The 21,595-nt window shown below is 65.8% G+C and carries 19 protein-coding genes; 12 read left to right on the top strand and 7 right to left on the bottom strand.

Translation table 11 applies throughout. The features are described 5' to 3' along the window. Positions 1 to 2 precede the first annotated feature (2 nt). Positions 3 to 593: a hypothetical protein gene (locus CXZ05_RS02600; RefSeq protein ID WP_258006413.1), complete on the bottom strand. Its 591-nt coding sequence runs from the start codon at positions 591 to 593 to the stop codon at positions 3 to 5. Positions 594 to 1,001: 408 nt separating this feature from the next. Continuing rightward, on the bottom strand, positions 1,002 to 1,865 hold the full coding sequence (locus CXZ05_RS02595) for a glycosidase (RefSeq protein WP_102971065.1): 864 nt from the start codon (positions 1,863 to 1,865) through the stop codon (positions 1,002 to 1,004). A gap of 233 nt (positions 1,866 to 2,098) precedes the next feature. Here CXZ05_RS02595 and CXZ05_RS02590 point away from each other — a divergent pair, with 233 nt between their 5' ends. Next, positions 2,099 to 2,398, top strand: coding sequence for a hypothetical protein (locus tag CXZ05_RS02590; protein WP_102971064.1), 300 nt, complete (start codon positions 2,099 to 2,101; stop codon positions 2,396 to 2,398). Positions 2,399 to 2,529: 131 nt separating this feature from the next. Here CXZ05_RS02590 and CXZ05_RS02585 read toward each other — a convergent pair whose 3' ends face one another. Beyond that, positions 2,530 to 2,829, bottom strand: coding sequence for a DUF2630 family protein (locus CXZ05_RS02585; protein WP_102971063.1), 300 nt, complete (start codon positions 2,827 to 2,829; stop codon positions 2,530 to 2,532). Between the two features lie 313 nt (positions 2,830 to 3,142). Here CXZ05_RS02585 and CXZ05_RS02580 point away from each other — a divergent pair, with 313 nt between their 5' ends. The 3 genes from CXZ05_RS02580 (at position 3,143) to CXZ05_RS02570 (ending at position 5,639) form a co-directional block, all read left to right on the top strand. After that, positions 3,143 to 4,036, top strand: coding sequence for a glucose 1-dehydrogenase (locus CXZ05_RS02580; protein WP_102971062.1), 894 nt, complete (start codon positions 3,143 to 3,145; stop codon positions 4,034 to 4,036). 226 nt (positions 4,037 to 4,262) lie between these two features. Next, the gene (locus tag CXZ05_RS02575) at positions 4,263 to 5,237 is read left to right on the top strand and encodes an aldo/keto reductase (RefSeq protein ID WP_102971061.1); all 975 of its coding nucleotides are present in this window, start codon (positions 4,263 to 4,265) and stop codon (positions 5,235 to 5,237) included. A gap of 60 nt (positions 5,238 to 5,297) precedes the next feature. Then, positions 5,298 to 5,639, top strand: a complete 342-nt coding sequence (locus tag CXZ05_RS02570) for a DUF6457 domain-containing protein (protein ID WP_102971060.1) — start codon at positions 5,298 to 5,300, stop codon at positions 5,637 to 5,639. Between the two features lie 83 nt (positions 5,640 to 5,722). Here the strand turns inward: CXZ05_RS02570 and CXZ05_RS02565 are convergent, their stop codons facing one another. After that, the gene (locus CXZ05_RS02565) at positions 5,723 to 8,026 is read right to left on the bottom strand and encodes an FdhF/YdeP family oxidoreductase (protein WP_102971059.1); all 2,304 of its coding nucleotides are present in this window, start codon (positions 8,024 to 8,026) and stop codon (positions 5,723 to 5,725) included. 207 nt (positions 8,027 to 8,233) lie between these two features. On the opposite strand from CXZ05_RS02565, the gene CXZ05_RS02560 reads away from it, so the two are divergent. Both CXZ05_RS02560 and CXZ05_RS02555 read left to right on the top strand, forming a co-directional pair. Then, positions 8,234 to 9,055: a CPBP family intramembrane glutamic endopeptidase gene (locus CXZ05_RS02560; protein WP_102971058.1), complete on the top strand. Its 822-nt coding sequence runs from the start codon at positions 8,234 to 8,236 to the stop codon at positions 9,053 to 9,055. An 86-nt stretch (positions 9,056 to 9,141) separates the two neighbouring features. Beyond that, positions 9,142 to 9,804 (top strand): hypothetical protein, encoded by a 663-nt coding sequence (locus tag CXZ05_RS02555; protein ID WP_102971057.1) that lies wholly within the window; start codon positions 9,142 to 9,144, stop codon positions 9,802 to 9,804. Here CXZ05_RS02555 and CXZ05_RS02550 read toward each other — a convergent pair. Next, positions 9,801 to 10,769, bottom strand: coding sequence for an adenosine deaminase (locus CXZ05_RS02550; protein ID WP_102971255.1), 969 nt, complete (start codon positions 10,767 to 10,769; stop codon positions 9,801 to 9,803). The genes CXZ05_RS02555 and CXZ05_RS02550 overlap by 4 nt on opposite strands. Positions 10,770 to 10,918: 149 nt before the next feature. Here CXZ05_RS02550 and CXZ05_RS02545 point away from each other — a divergent pair, with 149 nt between their 5' ends. Together CXZ05_RS02545 and CXZ05_RS02540 are read left to right on the top strand one after the other, a co-directional pair. Then, positions 10,919 to 13,537 carry an excinuclease ABC subunit UvrA gene (locus tag CXZ05_RS02545; RefSeq protein ID WP_102971056.1) on the top strand — a complete coding sequence of 873 codons (2,619 nt, stop codon included), beginning with the start codon at positions 10,919 to 10,921 and terminating at the stop codon, positions 13,535 to 13,537. Between the two features lie 301 nt (positions 13,538 to 13,838). Continuing rightward, complete coding sequence (locus CXZ05_RS02540) at positions 13,839 to 14,534, top strand: transglycosylase family protein (protein WP_102971055.1); 696 nt, start codon at positions 13,839 to 13,841, stop codon at positions 14,532 to 14,534. A 189-nt stretch (positions 14,535 to 14,723) separates the two neighbouring features. Here CXZ05_RS02540 and CXZ05_RS02535 read toward each other — a convergent pair whose 3' ends face one another. Further along, complete coding sequence (locus CXZ05_RS02535; protein WP_102971054.1) at positions 14,724 to 15,350, bottom strand: hypothetical protein; 627 nt, start codon at positions 15,348 to 15,350, stop codon at positions 14,724 to 14,726. A gap of 166 nt (positions 15,351 to 15,516) precedes the next feature. On the opposite strand from CXZ05_RS02535, the gene CXZ05_RS02530 reads away from it, so the two are divergent. Beyond that, complete coding sequence (locus CXZ05_RS02530; protein WP_102971053.1) at positions 15,517 to 16,488, top strand: MSMEG_6728 family protein; 972 nt, start codon at positions 15,517 to 15,519, stop codon at positions 16,486 to 16,488. A gap of 10 nt (positions 16,489 to 16,498) precedes the next feature. Further along, positions 16,499 to 17,359: an NAD-dependent epimerase/dehydratase family protein gene (locus CXZ05_RS02525; RefSeq protein WP_102971052.1), complete on the top strand. Its 861-nt coding sequence runs from the start codon at positions 16,499 to 16,501 to the stop codon at positions 17,357 to 17,359. Between the two features lie 349 nt (positions 17,360 to 17,708). Here CXZ05_RS02525 and CXZ05_RS23640 read toward each other — a convergent pair whose 3' ends face one another. Continuing rightward, complete coding sequence (locus CXZ05_RS23640; RefSeq protein WP_102971051.1) at positions 17,709 to 17,960, bottom strand: transposase; 252 nt, start codon at positions 17,958 to 17,960, stop codon at positions 17,709 to 17,711. A 253-nt stretch (positions 17,961 to 18,213) separates the two neighbouring features. On the opposite strand from CXZ05_RS23640, the gene CXZ05_RS02515 reads away from it, so the two are divergent. Together CXZ05_RS02515 and CXZ05_RS02510 are read left to right on the top strand one after the other, a co-directional pair. Next, a complete protein-coding gene (locus CXZ05_RS02515; protein ID WP_258006412.1) occupies positions 18,214 to 20,406 on the top strand; it encodes an Ig-like domain-containing protein in 2,193 nt (730 codons plus the stop codon). A gap of 94 nt (positions 20,407 to 20,500) precedes the next feature. Continuing rightward, on the top strand, positions 20,501 to 21,592 hold the full coding sequence (locus tag CXZ05_RS02510; protein ID WP_102971050.1) for a hypothetical protein: 1,092 nt from the start codon (positions 20,501 to 20,503) through the stop codon (positions 21,590 to 21,592). Positions 21,593 to 21,595: the final 3 nt, after the last annotated feature.

Below are 21,595 nucleotides of genomic sequence, written 5' to 3'. Positions count from 1 at the left end.
GTCTACACCGCCGGGCGGAGCGAGGTGATCATGGCGCGGATGTTCTTGTATTCGGGGGTTTCCATGTACGCCTCAGGCGTGTCCACGTTCGGCGGGTTTCCCGGGGTGGTGTCGAACGGGTTATAGACCCCTCCGAACATCGCCCCGCTTGGCGGCCACGTGAAGAAATGGGCTATCGGGCAGGCCGTGGGCCCGGTCGGTTCCGGCGCCGAGGTGATGCCGTAGGCCAGGATCGTCATTTTGGCGGGGTCGGTGGCGGTATCGTCCTGCCGCGACTCGAACGTGAACCTTGGCGTGCTGCCGGACTGCTTCAGTGCCGGTAGCGGTTCGGAGTCGTACATGCCGTACGGCTGCTTCATTGTGCATTCCGCGCCCACCACCATGTTGGTGCGCAGCGTGGCCATCGTCTTGCCTGCAGGGTTACGGACCTCCACGAACACGCCGCCGCCCTGCGGCGTCTGTCCGGCAGGGTCCTCGATGGCCCACACGGACGGAAGGTCGAAGGCCAACTTGCCGTCCGACGTCGTAAACGTCTTCCAGTCCTCAGGCGGCGTTGCGGACGGCGTCGCGGTGGCAAACGCGGGGCTGTCCATTGCCGTCGCTGTTCCACTTCCCGTTGCGGAGGCCGCAGCAGAGGAAGAGGCTGACGTTGTTGGTCCTCCAGAGCCCGCTCCACCGGGCGGGACAGGCGCCCCGCAACCGGCGAGTGCGACGACGGCAGCCAGGACTGCGGCCCCGAACAAAGTTTCTGAACGGCGCAATGTCCCTGAACGGCGCAATGTCCCTGAACAGCGCCATGTCCCTGAATATCGCAAAGCTCCTCCTTGAGTTGCGAACGTGCTCCCCATTCTGGGCTTTCATCCATCGACCGGGAAAGAGACCGGAGAGCATCGCATCCAAAGTGTTGCCATCGCTAACGAACCGGGTCCGAAGGCATAGACCCTCCCAACGGAAAAGCCCCGCCGCAGCGTGTGCTGCAGCGGGGCTTCGGCCGGGCGGGATCAGTTGACGGTGATGTCCCGCGTCCGGTGGTTGTAGCGGATGGTGAGCTGGCCGCCGGAGTGGTGCAGTTCGTGGTTGGCACCATCGAATGCGCCGAACGCGCCGTAGTTTTCATCCCAGGAGCGGTTGAGGGCGATCTTGAAGGTGTAGTAGCCGGCCGGGATTTCAGCCGAAATCTTCCACAGCTGATCCAGCTCGTCCAGCTTCATCTGCGATTCGTCGTACTGGGGCGCCCAGTTCTCCGGGGCTCCGAGCAGGGTGTTGAAGTCGCCGGCCACGGCCACCGCGGCGGGCTGGTCGATGATTTCTGCGGAATTTTCGACGGCGGGAGCCTGTGCTTCGGCGTCGGCCTCTGCCTTCTTGCGCACAGCCTTGGCTACGGGAGCTACTGCGTCCTCGATCAGCTTGGCCGCCTTGTCGACGACCTTCGCCGCCTTGGACGGAGTCTTCTCGGCCTCTGCCGGGGCTGCCTTCGTGGCTGCCGGCTTGGCAGGTGCGGCCACCGGAAGGGGCGTGTCGGCAGGGACCGGAGTACCGGCGTCGAGCGCTGCCGAGAAGCTGGCCGCGTCCGGGAAGGCGACCGTCGCGCGCTGCCCGTCCTCCGTGATGGTCCAGCCGGAGCGTCCCTTGACGAGCCAGCCAGCCTTGACCAGCTTGGCCGTGGCAGTGGTCAGTGACTTGTGGCCGCGGGGAATCCCGCCGCTGAGAAGCTCAGCTTCGTAGGCGTTCAGCGGCACCCGTACGAGCGCTTCAGCCAGCACGGCGCCGGCGTTCTGCGAGTCACCGGACAACACCCCCTCTGCCAGAACGTCCAGCACGGCCTTGAGGCGGATGTTGGTGTTTTCGGCGGCAGTCTTGCGCATGGTTCCCCTTACAGAGCGATTGTTCCCCCAGTAGTTTGCCAAGAGCTGGGCAATTATGGCGACTTTGCTCGGTAAACATTGTGTGTCGTGACCGACTATGACGAGGATTACACCCGAACTGAGGCGGAAATCACGCTTTTTCCTGGCCGCGGGAGCTACTTCCCTGGGTCATTTCACGGCATCAACAATAGAAAGTAGGCTTACCATGTAGATCGAGGCACCAAACGGAAGGGATGAGTTCAGTGAGTGAACACAGCAGCAAGGCAGACGGCTTTATCGTTCCGGACCCTTCAAAGCTCCGCGATGACGTTCCCGGCGACGCCGGTGATGACGCCAACGTTATCCGCTTTAGCGAGGAGCAGGCGCTCATCGAGGAACAGTCGCACGGCATTCGCCCGGAGCGCTACAGCGTCCCGTCCGGCGGTCCGACCATGGAGGAAGCCCGCGGCAACATGGACCTCTCCGACGACACCGGCGACGCGGCGTCCGCAGACAGCAGCGACGACGGGCTGCACAGCGGCCAGGAACAGTAACCACCCGCGGTAACAACCCACCGGCAATAACGCGCCACAGATGTGGAAGGGCGGCTACCGACGGCGGCCGCCCGTTACCGCACTGGCCGGCGCATACTGCCCTGGCCGACTCTTACTGCACAGGCCGACTCTTACTGCACATAGCCTTCCACCTCATTGACAGGACGGGCGTCCGCATCATGGGGGTCCTCGCCCGCCTTCACCTTTGCCCGGCGCTGGCGCAGCAAATCCCAGCACTGGTCCAGAGCCTCTTCCACCTGCCGCAGCCGGGTCCGACGCTCATCCCGCTCAGCTGCACCCTCGTCGGAAGCATCTTCTCCGGAGCCACCCCCGCCGGAGCCGGTGGCCGCGGCCGACGCCGCAGGATCGCGGAGCTGATGCTCTTCGTCAACCAGCGCCTGGATGCGCTGCAGAATGTCCTGGTTGTCCATCGCCTACACTCCTTCATTACCGCGTCCTGGATTGCCTGGCGGAAGGGCCGCCAGGAATCGCGGCGCGCCGGGCTGGGACTGCCAGCCTATTCAGGCGATGCAGTACGCGGAAGGGGTGGCCGTCAACCCATCACCGCGGCCCGCCCTTCGGCGTCAGAAGCCTGTGCCTTGCAATCCGATTTACGGCACCACTGGCGGCACCGCCACAGTCTCGTTAGGGTAGACGGTAAGCATGCTTAGCATTCCCGCGATGCCAACATTGCCCGGACCTTGATGTTCCTGTCCGCGTTCAACACCACCACGGAGGAGAACCATGACCGACCAGTACACCTTCAAGAACCCTGTCACCGCTTACGAGCACATCGAGCCGCCGAAGCAGCACCAGCCCGAGCCCGGCCTGGACGCCAAGCTTGAACCCAAGGCCGATCTGGGCGAGGACACCTACCGCGGCACGGGCCGCCTCGATGGCAGGAAGGCAATCGTCACGGGTGCGGACTCCGGCATCGGCGCAGCGACGGCGATCGCCTTCGCCCGGGAAGGGGCCGACGTCGTACTGTCCTACCTTCCTGAGGAGGAGGAAGACGCCGCGAAGATCGCGAACCTGATCGAGAAGGCCGGCCGCAAGGCCGTGAAAGTCCCCGGCGACCTCAAGGACCCGGCTACCTGCCAGAAGCTGGTGGACACCGCGCTGCAGGAACTGGGCGGACTGGACCTCCTCGTGAACAACGCGGGCAAGCAGGTGGCGCAGGAGGACATCGGCGACATCACCGACGAACAGTTCGATCACACGCAGAAGACCAACGTGTACGCCATGTTCTGGCTCACCAGGGCCGCCGTGCCGCACCTTCCCGCCGGCTCCACCATCATCAACACGACGTCAATCCAGGCCTACAACCCGTCGCCCACCCTCCTTGACTACGCCACCACGAAGGCGAGCATCAACAACTTCACCAAGGGACTGGCACAGCAGCTGGCGCCGAAGGGTATCCGGGTGAACGCCGTGGCTCCCGGGCCGATCTGGACACCCCTGCAGGTCAGCAGCGGCCAGCCCAAGGAAGCCCTGCCCGAGTTCGGCAAGGACACTCCCCTGGGCCGGGCCGGACAGCCTGCCGAACTTGCCCCCGCCTACGTGTTCCTGGCCTCGGCGGAGTCGAGCTTCGTGGTCGGCGAGACCCTGAACGTCAACGGCGGCAGCCCCACGCCGTAGCTGTTGTTCCCGACCCCGTTGTGGGTCTGGACCGCGCATTTCTGCACCGCTTTCGGAAGCAACACCGCCGCCGGTCACCGGGAAAACCGCGTCAGCATGCGGGAGACCCGGGCCGGCGGCGTTTCGGCGCCGCGAAAGTTGAGCAAAAATGCCGCAAGTCGACTTATAGTTGCGACTACACCGCACCTCCCTGAGCCACTCCCGCAACCTACCCGAGGAGAGCCCCATGGAATCCCGCACACTTGGTTCACTTTCCGTCTCCAGTCTCGGCCTCGGCTGCATGGGCATGAGCGAGTTCTACGGAACCGGCGACGACAGCGAGTCGATCGCCACCATCCACGCCTTCCTGGACGCCGGTGGAACCCTGCTGGACACCGCGGACATGTACGGCCCGTTCACCAACGAAAAGCTGGTCGGCAGGGCCATCGCGGGGCGGCGCTCCGATGTGGTCCTGGCCACGAAGTTCGGCAACGAGCGGCGGGACGACGGTTCCTGGGTGGGCATCAACGGCCGTCCCGAGTACGTCCGCTCCGCCTGCGACGCCAGCCTGCAGCGACTCGGAGTGGACCACATCGACCTCTACTACCAGCACCGGGTGGACAAGGCGGTCCCGATCGAGGACACCGTCGGAGCGATGGCAGAGCTCGTCGAAGCCGGAAAAGTCCGCCATCTGGGCCTGTCCGAAGCGAGCGCTGAGACCATCCGCAGGGCGCACGCCGTCCATCCGATCACGGCGCTGCAGACCGAGTATTCACTCTGGGAGCGGGAGCCGGAGACGAAGGTCTTCCCCGTGCTGGCGGAACTGGGGATCGGCTTCGTGCCCTACAGCCCCCTCGGCCGGGGCTTCCTCACCGGCCAGTTGCGCAGCCACGACGACTTTGCTGCCGATGATTTCCGGCGGCACTCTCCCCGCTTCCAGGGCGAAAATTTCACCCGCAACCTGCAACTTGTGGACAGGGTCAAGGAACTCGCAGATGAGAAGCAGTGCAGTCCGGCGCAGCTCGCCCTGGCCTGGCTGCTCGCGCAGGGCGAGCACATCGTGCCCATTCCCGGCACCAAGAAGCGCGAACGCCTGGCCGAGAACCTGGGCGCGGCCGCCGTCGAGCTTTCAGCGGAGGACCTTGGTCGCCTTGATGAACTTGCCCCGGCGGGCGCTGCCGCAGGGGCGCGCTATCCGCACATGAACTCGATAGATACCTAGAATCCCGGCCGGCGCGTCCGGCGGGGCACCGGCACCAATGGCCAAGCGAAAGGGAGTCCAATGACAGGCATTACAGAGGGCGACGACGGCGCCGCCTCCTCATCCGACCAGGACCTCGCCCAGTGGAGCCAACGGCTCATTCAGGCGCTGCAGATCCTGGATCTCAAGGTGGACCAGCAGCTGGTGGCACGCCTCGCCGGCGAGTCTTCCCGCGCGGTTAACGAGCAGGCCGGACCCGTCAGCGCGCTTTTGGTTGGCTACGCCGCCGGGCTGGCGGCGAAGGGCGGCAGCGCGACGCCACAGGAGGCGGTGCAGTCGGCGGCCGACGTCGCACTGCGGCTCTGCGAGCACGGAACAGACGGCGGCCCCGACAGCGAGGGCTGGTCAAGCACCGCCCAGTAGCCCCAGTTCTTGGACGGGAGCTACCGGACGGCAGCTACTGGGCGGGGCTGGACCCGCAGGAGCCCCCTGCGGCGCGCCGGGCGCTACGCGGGCTCCGCGGTGGGCTCCAGCCGCACGAGCACAGCCTTGGACGCCGGCGTATTGCTCCCCTCCGCGACGCTCTCCAGGGGCACCAAAACGTTGGCTTCCGGGTAGTAGGTGGCCGCGCAGCCGCTGGCCGTGGGATACGAAACGACGCGCAGCTTCCTCATCACCCGCTCCACGTTGTCCTCGTACACGCCGTGGATGTCCACGAATTGGCCGTCGCTGAGGCCCAGCTCGGCGATGTCCTCGGGGCTGACAAACACCACGTCCCGGCCCTTTTTGATCCCGCGGTAACGGTCATTGTGCCCGTAGATGGTGGTGTTGAACTGGTCGTGCGAGCGGACAGACTGCAGGATCAGCGTGCCTGCAGGCCGCTCGATGCTCTCCAGGTGGTTGACCGTCAGCATGGCCTTGCCGGTGGGCGTGGTGAAGGTGCGCGAATCCCTCGGGCCGTTGGGCAGGACGAAGCCGCCTTCCTGCCGGATCTTGCTGTTGTAGTCCTCGCAGCCCGCCACCACATGGGAAATGTGCTCCCGGATGAGGTCGTAGTTTTTCTCGAACCCGGCCCAGTCCGCGCTGGACTTCCCCTCCACCGTCTCCCGCGCGATCCGGCAGACGATGGCCACCTCAGACAGCAGGTTCGGCGCCACAGGCTCGACCCTTCCCGCCGAGGGGTGCACGGCGCAAACAGTATCCTCCACGGAGACGAACTGCGGACCAGACTCCTGCAAGTCGATCTCCGTGCGCCCCATGGTGGGCAGGATGAGGGCTTCCTTGCCCGTCACCGTGTGCGAGCGGTTCAGCTTCGTGGAAATTTGAACGGTGAGGTCGGTGTTCTCCATGGCCGCTTCGGCGGCGTGGGTGTCCGAAATGGCGGCCACCAGGTTTCCTCCCAGTGCCACGAAAACCTTGATCCCGCCGTCGCGCATTCTGCGGATCGTTTCCACGGCGTCCGCGCCGTGCTCGCGCGGCGGGTCAAAGCTGAACTCCTTGCCGAGGGCATCTAGGAAAGCGGGCGGCATCTGCTCCCAGATGCCCATGGTCCGGTCCCCCTGGACGTTGCTGTGCCCGCGGATCGGCGAGGCGCCGGCGCCGGGTTTGCCGATGTTTCCGCGCAGCAGGAGCAGGTTGATGATCTCCTTGATGGTGGCCACAGCCTTCTTCTGCTGAGTGATCCCCATGGCCCACGTGATGATCACCCGGTCCGCCTTCAGATACCGGGCGGCCAGCTCGTCGATTTCGTCACTGCGGAGCCCGGTCGCTGCGAGGACCGCTTCCTCGTCCAGCCCGTCAAGGTGCGCCCTGAGCTCCTCCAGGCCTTCGCAGTGTTCCTCAAGGAACTGGTGGTCCAGCACGGTCCCAGGCTTCTTCGCCTCGGCGTCGAGGACCCGCTTCGAGATGGCCTGCAGCAACGCCATATCGCCGCCCAGCCGGATCTGCAGAAACTGGTCAGCAAGATCGGTGCCATGGCCAATGATGCCCTTGACCTTTTGCGGGTTCTTATACCGCAGCAGCCCGGCTTCCGGCAGCGGGTTGACGGCCACAATCTCGGCGCCCGCCTCCTTGGCTTCCTCCAGCGCGGTCAGCATGCGCGGGTGGTTGGTGCCCGGGTTCTGGCCCAGGATGACGATGAGCTGCGACTTGGCGAAGTCGTCGTAGCTGATGGTGGCCTTGCCGATGCCAATGGTCTGGCCCATCGCCCAGCCGGACGATTCGTGGCACATGTTTGAACAGTCCGGCAGGTTGTTGGTGCCGAAGGCCCGCACGAACAGCTGGTAGATGAAGGCGGCCTCGTTCGACGTCCGGCCGCTGGTGTAGAAGGCGGCCTCGTCGGGACTTGCCAGGCCGTTGAGCTTCCGCCCCAGAATCCCGAAGGCTTCATCCCAGCTCACGGGCCGGTAGTGGTCCTCGCCCGCCGGCTTGTAGACCGGCTCCGTAAGGCGGCCCTGCATCCCGAGCCAGTACTCAGTCCTCTGGCGCAGTTCGCTGACGGGATGCTCCGCCCAGAACTCCGATTCGATGACCACGGGCGTGGCTTCCCAGGTGACGGCCTTGGCTCCGTTCTCGCAGAACTCAAACGTCTTGCGGTGGTCCGGGTCCGGCCAGGCGCAGCTCATGCAGTCGAAGCCGTGCTTCTGGTTCAGGGCCAGCAGCGTCTTCTCCGTCCTGCTCAGGCCCATGTGCTTGATGGCTGGCTGCATGGAGTGGAGGACGCCGGGGATGCCGGCGGCCCACTCCTTCGGCTTGCCGACTTCCAGGTCCTTGTCGTCTGTCTCTTCCACGTCTGGGTTCTTGCGCGGCATGCTGCACACTCCTTGACTCTGCATCGTCCCGGTACTGCTGACCCCGGCGCCATCGCCGCGGTCTTGCCTCCCTCACAGGACTAGCAGTTATGGAAGGTGCCTGCAAGCATTCGGCCCGCTGCGCGCAGCAGCGATGCAACGCCGGCTAGCGCGCCAGCGCAGAAGGGGCGGACAATTGGTGCACCTGCAGAACTGTTTGGAGCCGACATGCGCCGTCGGATGGGCTGGCTAAAACACCACAGGCTTCTGGCATTCTTTGTCCTGGCCTACGCAATCTCCTGGTCCTCGTGGCCTGTCTACGCGGCCGGGCTGATGCCACGCATGGAGTTCCTCTCGGTGGGTCCGCTTGCCGCGGCAGTCATCGTCATCGCACTGGCCGAGGGAAGCCCTGGCTTCCGTGCGTGGGGCCGACGGCTGATCCGGTGGCGCGTCGGGTGGGTCTGGTATGCCGTCGCTCTTCTGCTCCCTGTGGTCCTCGTCCTCGTCACGGGATTCATCACCATGGCGCTCGGCGCCGCGGCCCCGGGCCTCGCGCAGCTGACGTGGACCGGCCTGCTTGCCGTGTTCGCCGTGCGGCTGGTGAATCCGCTGGACGGGGCACTCGGCGAGGAGCCCGGCTTCCGCGGCTACGCCCTTCCCCTGCTCCAGGCATCCCGTCCGCCGCTGCTGTCCGCGGCGATCCTCGGCTTGCTCGTGACGCTGTGGCACCTGCCGCTGGTCCTCTTCAATGGTTTGAACCCCATCGGCCTGCCGACGACTTTCGCCATCACATTTCTCTACGTGTGGCTTTTCAACCGCACCGGCGGCAGCGTCCTCCTGACACTTCTGTTCCACAACAGCCAGGGCACTTTCACCGTGGGTTCCTTCGGCTTCACCGCCGCCGACGCCGGCCGCGCCGAGTTGATCTACTTCCTCGTCGTCGTACTCGCGGTGCTGGCCACCGTGATGCTGGACCGCCGGGCCTGGCGAAAGGCACCCCGCTCGGCCGCCGCCGTCGGGCGTTTCCCGCTTGGCATGCGTCCCATGTGAACGACGGCGGGTGGCCGGCACCGGCGAACGGCGCCGTGGTGCCCCAAATTAGGACCCGCCATTCCCACCCGCATCAGGAGGAAATAATGTCCTCACCGCTAGCAAGAGCCGCGGGACCCATCGCCCTCGTGTCCGGCCTCGTCTTCGCGGCTGTTGACGTGGCCCGCCTGCTCGCTGCCGACAGGAGCCTCGAGCGGATCGAGATGATGAGGCAGACGCCCTTCCAGGTCACGAACGCCCTGTACTGGCTGGTCTTCATCGGGCTCACCCTCGCGCTGGTATCCGTCTACTTCAGGTTCGCTGACCGGGCCGGCGGACTGGGCGCCGTCGGCTTCTGCTTCGCACTGGCGGGCACCCTGGACATGGCCGGCAACATGTGGTTCGACGGCTTCGCCGGCCCCTGGATTACCGACGTCGCCCCGGGCGCGATCCTCGCCGGAGGGTCCGGGATGCTGGCTGTCGGCGCGCTGTCCAGCTACATACTCTTCGCACTGGGCTGGATGTTTTTTGGCATCGCCGGCTGGCGCTCAGGCATGTTCCCCATGTGGATCGGCGTGGCATTCGTGGTCGCCGGTTTCCTCGGTTACAACGCGGGGCTGCCGCCTTACGGAATCCCCATCGGGCTGGTCATGGCGGCGCTGGGCTGGTGGATCATTCGGACGGGCGCCCCGGCAGCGGCTGCCAGTGACCCGGCAATCGACGGCCAGACGGCGAGTGCCCCGCCCGAGGCATCCCCGCCCGATTCCTAGCCCGACAGCTCCGCCAGCAGCTCGTGCTTCCGCTCCTCACTGGCGAAGGACGACCTGATCGAGTTCGCGGCAAGCCTGACCCGGTCGAATTCGGACAGGCCCAGGACCGATTCCAGCTGGGCGAAGTTGCTGTCCACGTAACCGCCGAAGTACGCCGGATCGTCCGAGTTCACGCTGACGTTGAGCCCGGCGGCGAGCATCGCGGGCAGCGGATGCGCAGCCAGCATGTCCACGGCGCGGAGCCGGACGTTCGACAGCGGACAGACCGTCAGCGGCACGCGGTCATTGACCAGCCGCTCTACGAGCTCGGGATCCTCCATGCACCGGATCCCGTGGTCGATCCGCTCCACGGCCAGGACGTCCAGCGCCTCCACAATGTACGACGGCGGGCCCTCCTCCCCCGCGTGCGCAATCTTCCGCAGGCCTGCTTCGCCGGCCCGGGCAAACAGCCGCGTGAATTTCGACGGCGGGTTGCCCACCTCTGCGGAATCCAGGCCGATGCCGGCGATCGGCGCGTTCATCGCCAGAAGCCCCTCCAGGACCTCGAGCGCCGAGTCCTCGGACAGGTCCCGCAGGAAGGCGGCAATCAGCAGCGTCGAGATGCCGAACTCCTCCTCCGATGTGGCGAGCACGGAGGTCACGCCGTTGACGCACGTCTCCAGGGACACACCGCGTGAGAGGTGCGCCTGCGGATCCATCATGATTTCCGCGTGCCGCACCCCTGCCGCCGCAGCCCGCTCAAGGTAGCCCCGCGTCATGTCCGCGAAGTCCTGCTCGGTCCGCAGCACGGCCATGTTGGCGTAGTACAGGTCGAGGAACGACTGCAGGTCCGTGAACTCATACCGGCTCCGCAGCTCGTCCAGGTCCGCATACGGCAGCTCGATCCCGTTCCGCTCCGCGAGCGCAAAGATCAGTTCCGGCTCGAGCGTCCCCTCGATGTGCAGGTGGAGCTCCGCCAAAGGCATCTGCGGCGGGGCCGCCACCAGCTCCTCTTCACCTGAAAGGGCAGTTTGATCTGAAAGAGCAGTGGGATCGACCGGTTCGGCGGCGGCGTCGTAAGTGTTCACCCCGACAGAATAGTCCCCGGACCGGCTGTGCCCGTAGAGTCGAACAGATGCGGACTGAAGAGTATGCTGACCCCTTGGCCGATCTGGACTGGAGCCCGGAGACCGGTGCCCATCATTCTGCGGACGGCTTTGTCCGGGTGCGTGGAGCCCGTGAGAACAACCTTCGCAACGTGGACGTGGCCGTCCCGCGCGACGCGATCGTCGCCTTCACCGGCGTCTCGGGGTCGGGCAAGTCCTCGCTGGCGTTCGGCACGATCTACGCCGAAGCCCAGCGCCGGTACTTTGAGTCCGTGGCGCCGTACGCCCGCCGCCTCATCCAGCAGGGCCACAATCCCAAGGTGGAAATGATCACCGGGCTGCCTCCCGCCGTCGCGCTCCAACAGCGCCGCGGCACTCCCAGCAGCCGTTCCACGGTGGGGACGGTGACCACACTGTCCAACTCACTCCGCATGCTTTTCTCGCGTGCCGGCAGTTATCCGGCCGGAGCCAGCACGCTGGACTCGGACGCCTTCTCGCCCAACACGGCCGCGGGGGCATGCCCCGAGTGCCACGGCCTCGGCGTGGCGCACACCGTCACCGAAGCCTCCATGGTCCCGGACCCGTCGCTGAGCATCCGGGAGGGAGCCATCGCCGCGTGGCCGACTGCGTGGCAAGGCAAGAACCTGCGCGACATCCTCACCCACCTGGGCTACGACGTCGACACCCCCTGGCGGGACCTGCCCAGAAAGGACCGCGACTGGATCCTTTTCACCGAGGAGCAGCCGGTCGTGGAAATCACGCCGCAGCGCGACCGGGTGGCCAAGCCTTACAAGGGCAAGTTCTGGAGCGCCAAGAGCCACGTGCTGCATACCCTGGCTGACTCCAAGAGCAGCACAATGCGGGATCGGGTGCTCCGTTTCATGGAAACCGGCCCCTGCCGGCGGTGCAGCGGCAGCGGACTCACACCCGAGGCCCTGGCCGTGACCTTCGCCGGCAGGACCATCGCCGAACTCAACGCGGTCCCGATGGCGGAACTGGCGGACATCATCCGCCCGACCACCGAGCTGAAGGACGCCGGAACCGCCTCCCGCAAGCTGTCCTCAGGCGAAGGCAACGAGGTGGCCGTGGCCATCACGCGCGACCTCCTGCAGCGGATCACGGTCCTGCTGGATCTGGGGCTCGGCTACCTCGCCCTGGGCCGGTCGACGCCCACCCTTTCCCCGGGCGAGATGCAGCGACTCCGGATCGCCACGCAGCTCCGCTCCGGGCTGTTCGGCGTCGTCTATGTGCTGGACGAACCGTCTGCCGGGCTGCACCCCGCCGACGCCGAGCCCCTGCTCGCTGTGCTGGAGCAGCTCAAGTCGTCGGGAAATTCCGTGTTCGTCGTGGAGCACAACATGGACATTGTGCGCCGCGCCGACTGGCTCGTGGACGTTGGTCCGAGGGCAGGAGAGGGCGGCGGCGAAGTTCTGTACAGCGGCCCGGTGGCCGGCCTCGCGGCCGTCGAGGCTTCCGTAACGCGCCCGTTCCTCGTTCCGGACGGTTCCAGGGGCGGTGCCGACGACGGTGGCACGCCTGACAGCAGCGTCCGTACCGGCCGCCGTCGGGAGCCTGCTGCTTGGCTGGAACTGAACGACATCTCCCGCCACAACCTCCGCGGCCTCGACGCAGCGTTCCCGCTGCAGGTCCTGACCGCCGTCACAGGAGTCTCCGGGTCGGGCAAGTCGACGCTGGTCAGCCACGTCCTGGCCGGAGTGGCCGGGTCCGAACTGCACGGTGATGAGGGCTCGGGCGGCACGGATTCCGGGGACACCACGGACGACCAGCCCAGGGTGGACGGCGACCCCGGCGCCCCGCTGAGCGTCGGAACCGTGACCGGCCTGCACCACGTGGACCGGCTGGTGACGGTCGACCAGAAACCGATCGGCCGCACGCCCCGGTCCAACCTGGCCACCTACACCGGGCTCTTCGACGCGGTGCGCAAGGAGTTCGCAGCCACGGACGAAGCCCGGGTGCGCGGCTACGGGGCCGGACGATTCTCCTTCAACGTGGCGGGCGGGCGGTGCGAGACCTGCCAGGGCGAGGGATTCGTCGCCGTCGAACTGCTCTTCCTGCCCGGCAGCTACGGCCCCTGCCCCGAATGCGACGGCTCACGCTACAACCCCGAAACCCTTGAAATCACCTACCGCGGCAAGAACGTGGCCGACGTCCTGGGCATGACCGTGGACGCCGCCGCCGAATTCCTGCAGGACGTTCCCTCGGCGGCCCGCAGCTTGAAGACGCTCCGGGAAGTCGGGTTGGGCTACCTTCGGCTCGGGCAGCCTGCCACCGAACTGTCCGGCGGAGAGGCCCAGCGCATCAAACTCGCCACCGAACTGCAGCGCGCACGCCGCGGCCACACGCTGTACCTGCTGGATGAGCCCACCACCGGGTTGCATCCGGCGGACGTCCGGCTCCTCATTGCCCAGCTGCAGCGCCTTGTGGACGCGGGCAACACGGTGGTCGTGGTGGAGCACGACATGGACGTGGTGTCTGAAGCGGACTGGGTGATCGACCTCGGGCCGGCCGGCGGGGACGCCGGCGGAGAGATCGTTGCCTCGGGAACGCCCGACGCCGTCGCCGGTTCACCGGACAGCCGGACGGCGCCGTACCTGGCTTCCGCCCTGAATTCCCTGTCCGCGAGCTAACAGCGCGGCTGCTTCCGCCTCCCCGGTTCCAATGGGCCTGGGCCCTCCGCGCTGCCGGGTTGGCGTGCCCTTAAACTGCTTGACTGTCAATAAAGATCTCGATTTGATAACGACGCGCAACACCTTTAGGGTGGGACACATGCCCGCGCGACGCGGGCCCATGAATGCCCGGTGCCGCCACCACCAGTTACTGCCCGGCCGGCGGATACCGAAATGACCTCTAGTTCGTCAGGGGGCGGGCAGTAGCGCGACAACGTCCGGGGACGGACCGAGCGCGGGTGGCCTCAGGAGCATCCCAATAATGAAAAAGTCGACATTCAGTACTGCCGCGCGCCGTGGAGTCACCCTGGCCGCCGTTTCCGCAGCAACCCTGGCACTCTCCGCCACGGCCGCCAACGCGGCCACGCCTACCGCCAGCGCCTCCACCTGGGACGCCCTCGCCCAGTGTGAGAGTGGCGGCAACTGGTCCACCAACACCGGCAACGGCTTCTCCGGCGGCCTGCAGTTCACCCCGCAGACCTGGGCTGCCTTCGGCGGAACCGGCTCCCCCCAGGGCGCCTCCCGCGCGCAGCAGATCGCCGTGGCCGAAAAGGTTCAGGCCAGCCAGGGCTGGGGCGCATGGCCCGCCTGCTCCGCCAAGCTGGGCCTGAACGGCGGCGGTGGCGCTCCTGCACCGCAGATCCTGCCCCAGAGCGCGCCGGTGCAGGCCGCACCTGTCCAGGCTCCGGTTCAGACGGCTTCCGTTCAGACGGCTCCCGTGGCACAGGCCCCGGTGGCCGCCGAAGTTCCGGTCCAGGCACCGGCCGAGGCCCGCCATGCTGCCGCCATCGCCGTGAGCGGCCAGACCTACACGGTCCAGGAAGGCGACACTCTGAGCAAGATCGCCCAGAAGCTCGGCATCCAGGGCGGCTGGCAGCAGCTCGCTGACGCCAACACCGACACCATCAGCGACCCGAACCTGGTGTTTGTGGGCCAGGTCCTGCAACTGCCTGCCTAATCTGGCTGGTCAGGCCGCGCAGCGGCACTGCATGTAGCTCGACGCCGGGCGGCCCCTTTCCAGGGGCCGCCCGTTTTCGTTTTGCACGGTTCCACCAACGACGACGCCGGGCGCTCCCCCGAGTGGGGACGCCCGGCGTCGTAATTAATTGCCTACAGCGTGACGGCTGGACGCCGTCCGCGCGCCGCCTTAGGCCGCGGCGGGGAGTTCCCGGACGATGCGCACCTTCCAGGCGGCATCGTCGCTGGTGTCGAGGAGGGCGACAGTACCCGACGCGAGGTGCAGGGCAACCCGCTTGGCGTGCAGCAGCTCAAGGTAGAGATGCTCGTTGACGCGGGCAGGGCTGTCGACGACGAATTTCACGGCGTCGCGCACCTTGCGGTAGTTGTCGCTGCGTTCGCGGTGCAGGTGCAGCTCGAGCTCATGGCGCTGCTTGAGGCGCGGCTCGTGCTTGTTCAGCCAGTTCACGGCGGCATGAACACCGATTACCAGAGCCAGCGAGACGGCGTAGATCCACCAACCCGTCGACATCAGGAAGAGCGGCAGGTTGGCGACGGCCACCACCGCGATGAAAACGCGCAGGGCGACGAGCCGGCGCAGGGTCAATGCAACGGAAGCAAGCGCCGCGCGGAAACGGTGCTGGTCCTTGCGCGCAGCAGCCGGGTCCAGCGTAAACTCGTCAAGAACGAGGATCCCGTTCGCGTCGGCGCCCAGCATTTGGCCATACTTCGGAACGAACAGCTGAGGCTCCTGTGACGCATGTGAATTCGCTTCCGCGGGGGCGGAGGACAGGGGCGCGGGGGAGGTAAGAGTCATGAGTTGGCTTCCAGACGCTGGTGAGGTTTCGGATATCTTAGTGGATAAATCAACCTTCCGTATGCATGGGTCCACAATGTGAACACCTGTCTGTCCATTTTGACGGCTTGATGTGCCGTCCGGCACTTCAATTGGCACAGGGCCCCAAGGACGGCAGACTGAAGGGATGCAAACCTTCCTTCCCTATCCCGATTTCCGGCAAAGCGCGGCCGCGCTGGACACCCCCCGGCTGGGCAAACAGCGCGTAGAAGCGCTGCAGACACTCCGCGCGCTGGTCATCCCGGAATACGGATGGCAGTCACACCCCGCCATTCGGATGTGGATGGGGCACGTTCCCGCGCTCACTATGTATGGCCTGGCCATGGTGGACGAGTGGACCAAGCGCGGTTTCGCCGACAACACCCGGGACAACATCCGCGAATTCGCCCCGCAGGCTGCGCACCCGGACTACGCCGCCAAGATTCTGCTTCCGCCGTGGCTCGGCGACCCTGAGTTGCACATGAGCCACCGTTCCAACCTGATCCGCAAGGATCCGCGGTTCTACGAAGAGGTCTTCCCCGGCACCGAGCACGGCCTGGAGTACGTCTGGCCGGAACCCAGGCACGAGTTCCTGCCGGAAGATCCCGAGGGCGACGTTCTCTGGATCCTTCGCGAGCACGTCGGCCACGGCGACCCTGAGCGGCTAACCAAGGTTGGGCTACCTGCCGTCGGACGGGCGGCTTCCGCTGCTGGCGCCGCTTCGGCCTCCGGTGATGGTTCCGATGCTTCCGGCGCTGGTTCGGGCGCTACCGGGGAGTCCGACGACGACTACCAGTTCGTCTATGCGGATGAGACTTCGCGCCGGCCAGCCAAGGTGGCCAAGAAGGCTCCGGCCAAGCCGCTGGTCAAGAAGCCGTCCCGTAAGCGGCAGCGCCAGGAGGCAGCCTTCTCGACGCTTCCCGGAAAATCGCCGGTGGCCGTCCCGTTCGACGGCGGCAGCAGGTTCGCCGTCGGAATGGTCGTAGGCCGGCCGATCACGCTCGACGACGGGCGCTTCGGCCGCAATTTCCAGGTCACCGACATCATCGACCGCTCGGAGTTCGACTACCCGGCGCTGCTGCAGGACCCGCGCGTCTTCTTCCCCGTTCCGGCCCTCTGAGCGTCCGGCTATGACTATCCTCCTCGCCGGCTGCGGCGACCTCGGCACCGAGGCGGGCCTGCGGTTCGCCTCGGCTGGCCACCGGGTGGTGGGCTGGCGCCGTTCACCGGACAAGCTGCCGGCTGAGATCGAGGGCGCCGCTGCCAACCTAAGCACCGCCGAACTGCCGCCTGTCCCGGCGGACACCGCCGCCGTCGTCATTGCGGTGGCAGCGAACGCGCCTACGGAAGAGGCATACGGAAGTGCGTACGTGGACGGCGTGGCGCATGTGCTCGACGCTCTTAAGCGCGACCGTGTGACGCCCGAACGCGTCCTTTTCGTCTCGTCCACGGCCGTGCATGGCGACGCTGGAGGCGCCTGGATCGATGAAAACACGACGCCGAACCCTGGGGGATTCTCCGGCCGCATCATGCGTGAGGCAGAGCAGCTCCTGCTGAAACGGCTCGATGGAACCGGAACCTCAGCTGTCGTGCTCAGGCTGGGCGGCATCTATGGTCCGGGCCGCACCAGGCTCATCGACCAGGTCCGAACAGGCTCGGCCATCATCCCGGACCAGCCGCGCTTCACTAACCGCATCCACCGGGACGACGCGGCCGGTGCCATCGTGCAGTTGTGCACCATGAGTGCTGTGCCGTCGCCGGTCTATCTCGGCGTGGACAACGACCCGGCCGACTTGGGCGACGTCCTGCGTTTTCTGGCGGCTGAGCTGAGGTTGGACGTTCCGCCGACGGGTGACGCGGGTGACGCACGCGGTGGCAACAAGCGGTGCAGCAATGCGCTGCTTCGGGAAACAGGGTTCTCGTTCAAGTACCCAACTTTCCGTGAGGGCTACCGCGACATTCTCGCCGGGGTGGGCGTGCGCCACCCCTGATTTAATGCATCGCCGTGGTGAGGCGTGGCCGGTATGGGCGGGGTCCAACAGACAAGACAGTACTGGGATTCTTCGAGCAGGCTCCTATGAGGTATGTCCACCTGGCCGCCGCGTTTACTGCAGCCCGTGCTGGCGGTAGACAGATCATTTTCGCGACAACCCTTCGCAAGGCGTCAGTCGGAACCAGAGCCACACCGGCGGCACAAGCCAATTCCATCATTACTTGGAGAGCACGGAGCGGATAGCTCAGCCAGGACAGACGTCGCCGGCTTCAGCGCGGCTGCTCTGTTGCGCGGCCGCGGGCTTCACAGCGAACCCACGGCTCCCCTTCCTGACTTGCCCAGATCCCCTATAAGGGCACGTCCGACGGCGATGCTGCCGCCGGCTCTGCAGCTGGCTCTGGCTCTAACTCCGCGTCCGGAAACGAACGGCCCGGGGTCAGCTGGCACGGCACCCGCTGAGCTGGCGTCCCGAGCCTGGCAACTTGTGATCTGAGGGCGTCCCTGGCGCTACTCACGGTGACGCCCAGGACGACGTAGAAGGGCTTGTTGCGCACCTGCCCGTCGCGGACCTTGACCTGGATGGCGTCGATGAACACCACGGGGTAGACGCGGCGGTTTCTAGTGAACGTCGCGAATTAGATGTGTTTGTCCCCCGCCGGGCCGAATTCTTAAACTGGGGCCGGTTCAAGAAAATCCCAAGCTTCTTACAAGTTGCTCGGGCGAACATGTTTCGAGGGGGAATGCACGCGAGTCGTCAGGACCGGTGCAGCAGGCGCTTCGGTTTCTCGTATCCAGCCGGGAAGGTTTCTCGGGACTGGCATAGGCAGACAACTTCGATGAGTGGTGAGGCTAATGACCATCCCTATACAGGCCGACGTTCAACTCCGGGAAGCAACGTTGCTGGACTATGCATTTTATCGACGTGGGTCGCGGAATCTGGGCCTCAGCGCACTGCTGACAGCGCTGTTGCTTGCGCTGGGTGCCCTCGTGGTGCCGATTTCGGCGACCGCTGCTGTGGGTGATGTTGGGGTTGAGGGTCCCTCGCATACGGGGACGGGGACGCCAACGGGCACGAAGCGGCAGACGAATGCGTTGTGGTTCAACGACGGGGTCTGGTGGGGGAACCTGTGGGACACTGCCAGCTCGGATTTCCATATCTTCCGGTTCAATGCCGCGACGAGCTCGTGGGTCAATACGGGTGTGGCGACGGAGACGCGGGCGAACACTCATCATGACGTGTTGTGGGACGGGAAGACGTTGTTTGTGGCGAGCTATCGGTTCGTCAATGACGGCCTGCCGTTTGAGCCGAACTTCCCGTCGACGATGCGGCGTTACAGCTACAACTCGAGTACGAAGACGTACACGCTGCTGAGTTCTGAAAGAATCCACAACAACAAGGTTGAGACCATGTCCATCGACAAGGACTCGACTGGTCGGGTGTGGGCCACCTGGCAGCAGGGGAACCGGATTTATCTGAACGTCACTGGCACGGATGGCATAACGTGGGGGACGCCGTTCGCGCATCCTGCGTCGTTGAGCAACGTGTCTGTGGATGACACGTCGGCTGTGATCGCGTTCGGATCAAACAAGGTGGGTGTGATGTGGAGCCGGCAGGTCGGTGACGCCACCGACGGCATGTACTGGAGCCACCACGTTGATGGGGCGTCGAAAACCACCTGGACCACTCCTGTGGCGGCGGTGAAGGGGCTGCGCAGCGGTGATGACCATATGAACCTGAAGTGGCTGGACTCATCGGGTGGCCGGGTCTTCGCCGCAACTAAGACCTCGAACACGTCGGCGTCCCTGCCGCTGATCCAGCTGTTGGTTCTGAGTAACACGACATCAACATGGTCGGCGCACACGATTGCGACCGTGTCGGAGTGCCCGAACCGGGTGATCGTCATGATCGACGAGTTTGCGCAGAAGCTGCGTACCTTCGCTACCTATCCGAAGCCGAGTGGCACGACGAACGCCGGTGTTTGCACCAGCTCGGGAGGTGCGGTCTACGAGAAGTCCACGTCGCTGAGCACCATCAACTTCACCACCACGAAGACGGCCCGTATCGTGGACGACGACCAGTATGTCCACAACGTAACGTCGACGAAGCAGAACCTCAACAGCAACGCCTCGGGCACGGCCAACAGCGGCCTCCTGGTGCTCGCCGATGTGAACGCAACAAGCCGGTACTGGCACTACTACGACTCCACCGGCGGCGGTGGCGGTACTGCGGATACGACGGCCCCGACGGTGACGGCTACGTCCCCGGCTACTGGTGCGGCGGTGACGACGAATGTGACGGGAACGTTCTCGGAGGCGATGACTTCGTCGACGGTCACGCCGTCCACGTTCACGTTGACGTCGGGTGCGACGACGGTGGGGGCCGCTGTGACGTACAGCGGCGGGGTTGCGACGTTGGACCCCACTGCGGATCTGGCTGCGAATACGACGTACACGGCGACGATCAAGGGCGGTGCCAGCGGGGTGAAGGATGCTGCCGGTAACGCGATGGCGGCGGACAAGACCTGGCAGTTCACCACGGCTGCCGCGGGCGGCGGCACGACGCCGCAGACCGTCACGCTGACCGCCACTGCTGACAGCTATGTGACCAGCGCGTCGCCGACGGCGAACTTCGGCACGAGCACCCTGCTGGGCGTGGACAACAGTCCGGTGGAGGCCACGTACTTGAAGTTCGACCTAACCCCGTATGCGGGCAGGACGCTGCAGAGTGCGACGCTGCAGCTGCGCAGCGCGGGAAGCGGGTCGACGGGGACGCAGAACGTGAGAGTCGTCGCCAATGACACCTGGAGCGAAACCGGGATCACGAACGGCAACAAGCCGGCGCTCGGCACCACCAGCATAGGGACACTCGGCCCGACAACGACCAACACCAACTACAACATTCCGCTGACGGCCACCGCCGTGGCCGGCGACCTCGGACAACAGCTCTCTCTGGGCATCAACTCCAGCAGCAGCGACGGCCTGGACCTCAATTCAAAGGAGGTCAGCACCACTGCGGCACCCAAGCTGGTGCTCACCCTGGGCTAGCAGGGGACGGTGTCGGCACGGCCGGCACCGTCCGCACCAGCAACACCATCCGCTCGACATCACCCGCCCGACACCACCCAGACAGGGGACGATCATGCGCACCTTGCAGAGCAAGGCACTGCACTTCGACATCCACGGCCGCGTCACGATCCGCGTCGACGCAAAGGCCCCGGCAGCGGCCCAGCTCCAGAGCATGTTGGCCTGTTTCGCCAGCGACACCGAACGGCCGGCCGACATAATCGTCAATGACCGGCTGGAGCCGATGCCGGATGCAGGTCTGCTTGAGCACGAGCTCGCGTACACCGAGAGCAGCGTGCGTTTTCAAGACGATGGGGTCCAGGTTGTGAGGGACGGAGAGCAGTGGCGCATTCATGGGCCGGGCGAGCTGTTGACGTCTGTGGTCCCAGTTCTCGATGCCGCCATGGTCGGTCGAGGAGCCGGCATGATCCACGCGGCAACGATGGCGTACCGGGGTCATGCGATCGCGCTTCCCGCGGCCGGAGGGACCGGTAAGACGAGCACCGTCGCCAAGCTGATGCGGCGCGAGGGGTGGTCGTTCATGGGCGACGACTGGGCCTTCCTCGCCGAGGACGCCACTCTGCTCGGCTACGCGAAGCCCATGTTCATCAAGCCGCATCATCGGACAATCTACCCGCACCTGTTCGAAGGTGTCCGGAAACCCCTTATCCCGTCGCGGCTCTCGAAGAGCGTCGGCCGGCTGACCACGGTGGTGCACCCATACGTGATCCGCTATCCGCGCCTCGCGGACTTCGCCCGGCGATGGTCGCCGGAGCACCGCATGGTCAAGCCGGCGACCGCGTTCCCGGGGCGACAAGTGACCACCTCGGCCCCGCTCGCGGCCGCCATCTACGTCGAGCGCTTCGAGGGCGCCCGGTCTCGGATCGTCGAGCGGACGAGCGAGTGGATGGTCGACCGCATGCTCGGCAACTTCCACATCGAGATGGCTGGCTTCTCGCAACAGGTCGTAACCGGCCTGGCAGCCACGTCCGTCGTGCCGTGGCGCGAGCACTTCGCGGCGAAGGGGCTGGTGCTGAGCAAGGCGCTCGACGGACGGCCCTGCCACCTGCTGCAGGTACCCGCCGCGTACTCGGCAGATGAGGCATCGGACGACATCGTGCGGCATCTCGAGGAGCTGCTGCCGTCGGTCCTCGACGAGCTAGCCTGAGGA

Source organism: Arthrobacter sp. AFG20 (assembly GCF_002892795.1).
Taxonomy (GTDB): Bacteria; Actinomycetota; Actinomycetes; order Actinomycetales; family Micrococcaceae; genus Arthrobacter.
The sequence above is the reverse complement of the archived record's forward strand: the minus strand, read 5'-3'. Positions and strand labels throughout refer to the sequence as shown.

What these genes read in the sequence shown, in the direction of transcription:
- CXZ05_RS02600 (WP_258006413.1), bottom strand. Translation starts at nt 593, where the DNA reads ATGGACAGCCCCGCGTTTGCCACCGCGACGCCGTCCGCAACGCCGCCT.
- CXZ05_RS02595 (WP_102971065.1), bottom strand. Translation starts at nt 1,865, where the DNA reads ATGCGCAAGACTGCCGCCGAAAACACCAACATCCGCCTCAAGGCCGTG.
- CXZ05_RS02590 (WP_102971064.1), top strand. Translation starts at nt 2,099, where the DNA reads ATGAGTTCAGTGAGTGAACACAGCAGCAAGGCAGACGGCTTTATCGTT.
- CXZ05_RS02585 (WP_102971063.1), bottom strand. Translation starts at nt 2,829, where the DNA reads ATGGACAACCAGGACATTCTGCAGCGCATCCAGGCGCTGGTTGACGAA.
- CXZ05_RS02580 (WP_102971062.1), top strand. Translation starts at nt 3,143, where the DNA reads ATGACCGACCAGTACACCTTCAAGAACCCTGTCACCGCTTACGAGCAC.
- CXZ05_RS02575 (WP_102971061.1), top strand. Translation starts at nt 4,263, where the DNA reads ATGGAATCCCGCACACTTGGTTCACTTTCCGTCTCCAGTCTCGGCCTC.
- CXZ05_RS02570 (WP_102971060.1), top strand. Translation starts at nt 5,298, where the DNA reads ATGACAGGCATTACAGAGGGCGACGACGGCGCCGCCTCCTCATCCGAC.
- CXZ05_RS02565 (WP_102971059.1), bottom strand. Translation starts at nt 8,026, where the DNA reads ATGCCGCGCAAGAACCCAGACGTGGAAGAGACAGACGACAAGGACCTG.
- CXZ05_RS02560 (WP_102971058.1), top strand. Translation starts at nt 8,234, where the DNA reads ATGCGCCGTCGGATGGGCTGGCTAAAACACCACAGGCTTCTGGCATTC.
- CXZ05_RS02555 (WP_102971057.1), top strand. Translation starts at nt 9,142, where the DNA reads ATGTCCTCACCGCTAGCAAGAGCCGCGGGACCCATCGCCCTCGTGTCC.
- CXZ05_RS02550 (WP_102971255.1), bottom strand. Translation starts at nt 10,769, where the DNA reads ATGCCTTTGGCGGAGCTCCACCTGCACATCGAGGGGACGCTCGAGCCG.
- CXZ05_RS02545 (WP_102971056.1), top strand. Translation starts at nt 10,919, where the DNA reads ATGCGGACTGAAGAGTATGCTGACCCCTTGGCCGATCTGGACTGGAGC.
- CXZ05_RS02540 (WP_102971055.1), top strand. Translation starts at nt 13,839, where the DNA reads ATGAAAAAGTCGACATTCAGTACTGCCGCGCGCCGTGGAGTCACCCTG.
- CXZ05_RS02535 (WP_102971054.1), bottom strand. Translation starts at nt 15,350, where the DNA reads ATGACTCTTACCTCCCCCGCGCCCCTGTCCTCCGCCCCCGCGGAAGCG.
- CXZ05_RS02530 (WP_102971053.1), top strand. Translation starts at nt 15,517, where the DNA reads ATGCAAACCTTCCTTCCCTATCCCGATTTCCGGCAAAGCGCGGCCGCG.
- CXZ05_RS02525 (WP_102971052.1), top strand. Translation starts at nt 16,499, where the DNA reads ATGACTATCCTCCTCGCCGGCTGCGGCGACCTCGGCACCGAGGCGGGC.
- CXZ05_RS02515 (WP_258006412.1), top strand. Translation starts at nt 18,214, where the DNA reads ATGACCATCCCTATACAGGCCGACGTTCAACTCCGGGAAGCAACGTTG.
- CXZ05_RS02510 (WP_102971050.1), top strand. Translation starts at nt 20,501, where the DNA reads ATGCGCACCTTGCAGAGCAAGGCACTGCACTTCGACATCCACGGCCGC.